Raw genomic sequence first — 7,993 nt, forward strand, 5'->3', positions numbered from 1 at the left:
CCTCCAAATTTTATAAAATAATAAGCTCTTTTGACGAATGTGTTAACAGTTCATTACCAGTCTCTGTGATTAAGATATCATCCTCAATACGGACACCACCGATACCTGGTAAATAAACTCCTGGTTCAATCGTTACAGCCATCCCTGGCTCTAACACCGTATCTGAACGCATTGATAAGCCAGGACCTTCATGTACTTCAAGACCAATTCCATGTCCTAATGAATGACCAAATGCCTCACCATAGCCTTTTTCTTTAAGGTAATCACGTGCAATCGCATCTGCTTGGATGCCTGTTAGCCCAGGACCTACCTTTTCAAGTGCTAATAGCTGAGAAGCAAGGACTGCATTATACATATCCACTAATTTTTCAGATGGCTCGCCAACTGCCACAGTACGTGTAATATCCGAAATATAGCCATTATACAGTGCGCCAAAGTCTAATGTGACAAAGTCGCCTTTTTCAATTACTTTATTCGTTGCAACGCCATGCGGTAATGCTGAACGAAGGCCAGATGCAACAATAGTATCAAATGAGGACTGGGTTGCTCCTTGTTTACGCATGAAAAATTCTAATTCATTCGAAACCTCAAGCTCTGTTTTACCAGGCTTGATGAAGTCTAAAATATGTGTAAATGCGTGATCAGCAATTTCACACGCAACCTTAATAATATTAATCTCTTGTTTCGTCTTAATCAAGCGAATTTTTTCAATTAGCCCAGAAATCGGCACTAAATCAGCTTGAATCTTACTTTTATATAGCTCATATGTGCCATAGCTGACAGTATCTTTCTCAAAGCCCAGTAGTTTAATACCCATGTTTGTTACTTGCGTTGCAATTTCTTCAATAATCGTTGCCTCGTGCTTTACAATTCGGAAATCTTGTACTTGTGCAGCCGCTTGCTCTGTATAACGGAAATCTGTGATAAACACAGCATCATTTTGAGACACAATCGCTACGCCCGCTGTACCTGTAAAACCAGTCATATAACGACGGTTGTACCCGTTTGTAATTAAAATGCCATCGATGTTTTGTTCTTGAAGTGTCTTACGTAGCTTTTGCAATTTCAACATAATCAATTCTCCCTCTCAATAAATGTGCGTAGTGCCAGTTCATAGCCCTTCGTACCTAGTCCACATATCTGACCAAGGCATGCCGGAGCAAGATAGGAATGATGACGGAAAGCCTCGCGTTTATGGATATTTGAAATATGTACTTCGATAACTGGCACAGTGATTCCAGCAATGGCGTCATGTAACGCGATGCTTGTATGGGTATATGCTCCAGGATTAAAGATAATTCCATTATATTTTTCGTCCTCTGCTTCTTGCAGCCAATCAATCAGTACTCCTTCATGATTAGACTGACGAAAATCGACAGTAGCACCAAGAGACGCCGCAAGATTCTGAACATTATTTTTCACATCATCTAATGTTTCATGTCCATAAATTTGTGGCTCTCGTTTACCCAGTCGATTTAAGTTAGGTCCATTCAAACATAATAACTTCACGCATCTTCGCCTCTTTCTATGTACTTGCCATTTATTTTATCATACACAACGTATACATCAACTAATTTCCTTTCTGGGCTGTATGTTCTTTCTGATGAAAATTCGCTGTTTCAAGCAAGAAACGTAAAAGACAAATAACGACCACCATAAAGGGAATCGATAATTTCTTAAAGGAAGAAAGATGCATAGGTAAATCAAGAACAACCCATTCTAATGTAATCGTCACCAATAGTCCAAGTAAAAATGAAGATAGAACTGCTGGAATAATATAGACATATCTCAACAATATAAATAACAAAAACCCTATGATAAATAGACATAAAATCAGAAAACTCCAATGAAAGAGTTTTGAGCTATCCTCAAACAGCTCCCATTTCTTATAAAAGCCTACTGGACTCCATTTAATAAGATGAAAGTAATGTAAGCCCTTTAAGCACAATGCTAAAACAAGGGCACTGACAAGGGAAGTGATACTAGCTATTTTCAAGTAAAAATCCTCCTTATTAATATGCTTGATTGATTTTTTAGTTGTTCATCATTTCCTTAATTGTACGAATAGTGTAGCCATATAGAAATTTTACTATGCGTTACTCTAGAGGTTTTTCATTAAATTTAGTACAATGGTACAGTTGAAATATATATAGAGAGTGGTGTTAGCCTTGAGCAATTCACCTGTATACGGGGGACAAGCACAATTAGAAGGTGTAATGTTCGGAGGAAAGGAACATACGATTACAGCCATTCGCCGTAACGATGATTCCATTGATTATTATCATTATAAAAAAGTTCAAAAACCTATTTTACAAAAGTTAAAAAAAATTCCATTTGTACGCGGAGTTGTGGCGCTGATTGAATCAGCTGGACTAGGCTCTCGTCATATGCAATTTTCAGGTGATCGTTACGACGTTACACCTGGTGAAGAAGAGGAGAACAAAGAGGAAGGCTCTAAGTTGCAAATGATTTTAGGCGTTGCCGTTGTTGGTATACTTTCCTTTTTATTTGGAAAATTCGCCTTCACACTAATTCCTGTATTTATAGCGGACTTTTTCTCAAAATGGATTGAGGGGAAAACTGGACAAATTTTACTTGAAAGTGGCATTAAGCTATTTTTACTATTAACCTATTTATATTTTATATCGTTAACTCCTATTATTAAAAGAGTATTTCAATATCATGGTGCAGAACATAAGGTGATAAATTGCTATGAAGCTGGTATGGAAATAACAGTGAAAAATGTACAAGCTCAATCACGTTTGCATTATCGCTGTGGTAGTAGTTTTATGCTGTTCACTGTCTTTGTCGGCATGTTTTTATATTTCTTCGTGCCTACTGACCCACTATGGTTACGTATTGTAGACCGAATTTTATTAATTCCTGTTGTGCTTGGTATTTCTTTCGAGGTACTGCAAGCTACAAATGCATGCCGTAACCTCCCTGTGTTACGCTTCCTTGGCTATCCTGGCTTATGGCTTCAATTACTAACAACTCGTGAGCCAAAGGACGATCAAGTGGAAGTAGCGATTGCTTCCTTTAATATGCTGCTGCAAGTGGAAAAACAGCCAGAAATTGCAGCTACACTAAATCACGACTAAAATAAAGGGCAGTTCAAACTAGAGAACGATCTAGTTTGAATTGCCCTTTATATCTAGCCTCGCATCTTACGTTTGAATAGTAGGATAGCAATTGTAAATATGACAATTGTATATCCTACGACAATAACAAGTGGTATGAAAGCAGCCGCATAACTTGTGCTTTGAACTGCACGTGCTGCATTCACGGCATGCACAAATGGTAAAAATTGTGCAATTGCTTGAAAAGTACCACCAATCATATCAGGTTCGAACCAAGTTCCGCTAAACCAGGTTGATACATTCACAAATATCGCAAAGATACCGCCAACCTGTTTATCCGTAAAAATTGTCCCGAATAATAAGCCTAAGCCAATATAAAATAAGGAAATAATTATAAGTACCCCTACCATAAATAGAATAGAGCTATCCAACGGCAGCCCTAAAAACATGGCAGCGAGCAAACACAATATAATTTGTATGAATGCGATTGGTAGTAAAGGCAGGACATATCCTAAAATATAATCCCCTGCTGACATGGGAGAGGCAAAGATGCGCATTAAAAAGGATGAGCTTCTATCCTTACCAAGTAACATTCCCGAAAAAAGAGTAAGAAAGGAAAAACTAAAAACAATAACACCTGGAGTTAGGTTACTAATTTCATAGAAAGCAAATGGCATATTTTTTTGCATAACTGAAAATAAGCACATAAGTAGGATCGGTAAGCCTAAGCCAATTAACAGTGTTACTGGATCACGAACGATTTCCTTATGATTTCTTGCCGCAAACACATTAGCTCTCAACATAAGCCCTCCTCTGTATATGCTAAAAATATTTCTTCCAAGGATGGTTGTTTTGTTTCATGCATCAATTGCTGAATTGTGCCAAGCGCACATAGCCTACCGTGATGCATAATGCCTACACGATCTGCAAGCATCTCAACCTCTTCTAAATAATGAGTTGTTAAAACAATCGTTACTTGACCCTTTAATCCACTTAGGATTTTCCATAAATCACGGCGCGCACGTACATCCAAACCTAATGTAGGTTCGTCCAGAAAAAGTATTTTAGGATTTGACATCATAGCCATTGCGATGCTTAATCGACGCTTAAATCCACCTGATAGTGTTTTGGCCTTGTCGTTCTGACGTGGCGAAAGGGCAAACAATTCCATATATGCATTAGCCCGTTCTCTTGCCTGTGTTTTAGAGCACCCATAAATCCGTCCCATAAAAAGTAAATTTTCAAATACTGTTAAATTTGGTGCAACCGCTGTTTCCTGCGGAGAAACATTTATAATCTTCTTTGCCTCAACCTGATGGTGAACGATACTTTTCCCTCCTAACAGTGCATCACCGTCTGTTGGCAATAGAAGTCCACAAAGCATTTTTATTGTGGACGTTTTGCCTGCTGCATTTTGACCAAGAAGTGCGAAAAATTCTCCTTGCTTTATGCTGAATGTTAACTGATCCACAACTACTTTTTCGTGGTAACGTTTGGTTAGTTCCTTTATTTCAATTGTCATGCAACTCACCTTCCTTTTTTAACATAGCATTAATTTGTTCAATATCACGTTTTGAAAATTTATATTGCAATAGCCATGTCATAACATATGTTCCTAAAAAACTTGCAAGCAAGGAGAACACATTCGCCATCGTTTTCGGCATCCATAACGTCATAACAATAGGTATCCAAACAATTGCCGTTACAGCAAAATGCACGATATATTGCTGTAACATCCCCCATCTAGCTATTTCAAAAAATCGTGCAGCTAAGGCAAATGTTATCCCAATCAACCCCGTCATCAACATCTGTACAATAATGGCCATTGCTTCATTAGGAAAATATGCTTGAAATTCTGGAACAACCCAAGCATAGCCCTTTTGTTCTATCCCCATTGCTACAAAAAATTGTACTAATAATCCAAGGATAACACCGATTACAAATCCTCCTACAATACGTATCAGTATGTCTTTATGCATATATTTTCACCTCATAACCCTAACTGCTTTTTGATTTTTGCGACGTAGCGCCTTGAAGCATATGTATGGATACTTCCTTTTAGTTCAACACCAATTGTCCCGGTTTTGCTAATATCCATGCGTTTTATCATGTGTCGGTTGACAATTTCAGCATTTGAGATTCGTACAAACATCTGCGTATTTAACATTTCCTCCAGTTCATACAAGCGCAAGCGTACCGTATAAATTCCGTTTAATGTTTGAGCAAATACCTTCTTTTGTTCCGTATAAATGCGGATGATATCCTGACAATCGATAAACTCGACACCTCTATCTGATAACACCGATAATGTATGGATACCAGCTGAAGAAATACAGTGCATAAGATGCTCAATTTCATCTGTCATCTCTGCTGTATGAATTGTAACCTTTGGCTCTATACATTTAGGGTCAATGGAAACTTCTACCTTCAATATCATCACAGTCCTTTCTAACGCCTTCACTATAAATTTTTCCTTTAATAATGTAAATAAATTTTCGACGACTGGTCATTTTCCGAGGATAACTGGTTCAGTAACTAAATGGTCTCTATCAGCCTTGTGATGAAAGTCTGAAATGAAATAAAAAATCTTGTTAAAAGTGAAAAGAGGCTGGGACAAAAAGAAAAAATGTTAGATCGATTGTATCTCGGTCTAACATTTTTTTGATTTAAGAAGAATCAATCAACTCAGTGAAACGGAAAATTTATTATCCATTTTCGTTATTTTTCAAAATAATTAAGTTCTGTCCCAGCCTCTTTTTCTATACTTAATTGTTATAAAAAAGTTTGATGATTTTTGTGATCCTTGCTTATTTAAAGTTCTCTTTTAATTGAATAATGAACATATAGCATTACCCTATTTCAACTCTTATTCACTAATAATATTAATAATTTTCTGCTGAGCATCCATGGCTTCAGGGATAGGCATTGCAACAAACACATGATTCATTTTAGGATAAACAAAGGTAGTAATTTCAATTCCTTGTTCTGTTAGTAGTTCATCAAATTTTATTGCATCTGGATATAAACTTTCATGTGTTCCAATGAAATGAGTCATCTTCCCAAGTCCTTTAAAGTCACCGTAAATTGGACTAATCAACGGGTCCTTTAAATGTTTATCAGCCGCCCAAATCTTTGTAATGACTTCCATTCCCTCACTAGCTAGCATCGGGTCCTTTTCCTCATACTCAGGTATAAGAGGATTTTCTAAACCCATATCAACACATGCAGATAGTAAAATAAGATCTTTTGGTTGTGATAGATCATTCCTCTTCAAAAGTTGGACCAGACCAAGTGCTATATTTCCGCCTGCTGAATCTCCTATGATGGTCAATTGATGGGAGCTTTCAACAGTTCCAAGAATTTCTTTATATAAGTTTAGGATTTTTGGGTAAGTATCTTTATAGCTAAAATGTGGTATTTTAGGATAAATGGGTGCAATAATTTTCGCATTTAACGATTGCGCTATTTTATCCATGAGCATCCAGTGTAAATTTAAAGGTTGATTCGTCCAAGCACCACCATGTATATAAAGAATAACTTTTTGATTCAAAGACTTTTGGTCATTTAAAGTGAAGACCTGCATATCCTCAAAGGTTTGCTCCATCATATCACTTAAAAATTTAACATCATCACCAATCACATAGGGCTGAATATTTTCAGTTCCCCTTTGCTTTATGAACTGCTTTGTATTTTCAATACTAGAAAAACTTATTTTATTACTTTGGGAAATTAACAATTTTTCAAATTGAACACTTTCTTCAGAACGATCTCCATTAAAAATTTCTACACTCATGTTTCTCTCTCCCTTCAACATTATGTTTATTAACACGAAATGATTTGATGCATAGGAAGTCTTAACAAATTGGATGGCATATCTTAAATTTAACGAAGGATTTTAGTTTCCTTCCAAATTTTCTTAAGATAATTTTCTATTCCTTTCACCTTTCCGTCAAGTTGCTGGTTCAACAATGTGGCTCAATTATTGAACAAAGAAGTAGTACTCAACAAAATAGATCTTTTTATCCGACTTTATTTTAATTCCACATTTTGAAGTATACTCCTTCAAAATCCACGATATTTACTGATGAGAATAAAAAAATGCCTATCCGCTCTAATGGCAAGATAATTTTGGTTGGGAATAAAGTTTTTAGCTTACAACGATTAAGAGCATTAACGAGTCTGCCACGGTTGATAGCAGAGTAAGGCATAACAAAAGGACTTGTAGTGAATTTTACGCACAAGTCCTTTGGTTGATGTGTAGTGAAGTGTTATTTCGAATGTTGAATAGTCAACAATAGACTACGATTAATATGACCATTGTCTTTAACCATCAAATAAAACTATGATATGAGAAGATGAAACACCATTTTGTTAGTATTTCCCACTCACAGTAATTAGGTAAGCACGACCACCATTGACCATCGGATAATCGCAATTACCACTACCATTTTCAATATGCAAAGATATAGAGTTCATAGCTGACAACAACTGTCTACCTTCAGGTGTATTGGAATTTAACTGCGTTTACTAGAGCTTAAAAAACAAATAAACACTACTTTTGAACCTGTATGTATTTCTACTGTCTTTCGCACTGTCGAAGCATATCGTTATTTTTTTATGATAAATGAAGTATTTATTCTTTCCTTGTAATTTAGGGAAGTAACTCTACTTTTACCTTTAGTTTTATATCCATAGGAAAACCTTCCTCTTGTACAAGATAAGAAATGACATAAGCTCCTTCGGGTAATCTGTCAAATACCTGTTCAAAACTTTCATTACTTTTTAAGGCTCAACACCAAAATCTGTTCTTGCTAAAAAAGAATACAAAAAAACATCTGTATCCGCTAGAGTTGAGAGTACGACCAAACAACACAGCGAGGTATACAGATGCACTCTCATTCTATCAAGGATTT

General features: G+C 36.3%; 9 protein-coding genes. 1 reads left to right on the top strand and 8 read right to left on the bottom strand.

Going from position 1 to position 7,993, the window contains the following annotated elements; translation table 11 throughout:
- Positions 1-10: 10 nt before the first annotated feature.
- The 3 genes from AC3WOM_RS10940 to AC3WOM_RS10950 all read right to left on the bottom strand — a co-directional run bounded on the left by AC3WOM_RS10940 (position 11) and on the right by AC3WOM_RS10950 (position 1,996).
- Positions 11-1,072, bottom strand: a complete 1,062-nt coding sequence (locus AC3WOM_RS10940) for a M24 family metallopeptidase (protein ID WP_492446715.1) — start codon at positions 1,070-1,072, stop codon at positions 11-13.
- A gap of 2 nt (positions 1,073-1,074) precedes the next feature.
- Positions 1,075-1,509 carry a type II 3-dehydroquinate dehydratase gene (gene aroQ, locus AC3WOM_RS10945; RefSeq protein WP_427548987.1) on the bottom strand — a complete coding sequence of 145 codons (435 nt, stop codon included), beginning with the start codon at positions 1,507-1,509 and terminating at the stop codon, positions 1,075-1,077.
- Positions 1,510-1,570: 61 nt separating this feature from the next.
- The gene (locus AC3WOM_RS10950; protein WP_427548989.1) at positions 1,571-1,996 is read right to left on the bottom strand and encodes a hypothetical protein; all 426 of its coding nucleotides are present in this window, start codon (positions 1,994-1,996) and stop codon (positions 1,571-1,573) included.
- Positions 1,997-2,168: 172 nt separating this feature from the next.
- On the opposite strand from AC3WOM_RS10950, the gene AC3WOM_RS10955 reads away from it, so the two are divergent.
- On the top strand, positions 2,169-3,101 hold the full coding sequence (locus AC3WOM_RS10955; protein WP_427548991.1) for a DUF1385 domain-containing protein: 933 nt from the start codon (positions 2,169-2,171) through the stop codon (positions 3,099-3,101).
- A 53-nt stretch (positions 3,102-3,154) separates the two neighbouring features.
- Here AC3WOM_RS10955 and AC3WOM_RS10960 read toward each other — a convergent pair whose 3' ends face one another.
- The 5 genes from AC3WOM_RS10960 to AC3WOM_RS10980 all read right to left on the bottom strand — a co-directional run bounded on the left by AC3WOM_RS10960 (position 3,155) and on the right by AC3WOM_RS10980 (position 6,873).
- Entirely contained in the window at positions 3,155-3,880 is a 726-nt protein-coding gene (locus AC3WOM_RS10960; RefSeq protein ID WP_427548993.1) for an ABC transporter permease, read from the bottom strand.
- Positions 3,877-4,602: an ABC transporter ATP-binding protein gene (locus AC3WOM_RS10965; protein WP_492446717.1), complete on the bottom strand. Its 726-nt coding sequence runs from the start codon at positions 4,600-4,602 to the stop codon at positions 3,877-3,879. Before AC3WOM_RS10965 ends, AC3WOM_RS10960 begins: the two co-directional genes overlap by 4 nt.
- Complete coding sequence (locus AC3WOM_RS10970) at positions 4,592-5,059, bottom strand: DUF3021 domain-containing protein (RefSeq protein ID WP_492446719.1); 468 nt, start codon at positions 5,057-5,059, stop codon at positions 4,592-4,594. Before AC3WOM_RS10970 ends, AC3WOM_RS10965 begins: the two co-directional genes overlap by 11 nt.
- A gap of 11 nt (positions 5,060-5,070) precedes the next feature.
- A complete protein-coding gene (locus AC3WOM_RS10975; protein WP_492446721.1) occupies positions 5,071-5,541 on the bottom strand; it encodes a LytTR family DNA-binding domain-containing protein in 471 nt (156 codons plus the stop codon).
- Positions 5,542-5,946: 405 nt separating this feature from the next.
- Complete coding sequence (locus AC3WOM_RS10980) at positions 5,947-6,873, bottom strand: alpha/beta hydrolase fold domain-containing protein (protein ID WP_492446723.1); 927 nt, start codon at positions 6,871-6,873, stop codon at positions 5,947-5,949.
- Positions 6,874-7,993 lie beyond the last annotated feature (1,120 nt).

The sequence above is a fragment of the Lysinibacillus sp. FW301-JW8 genome (assembly GCF_058788755.1).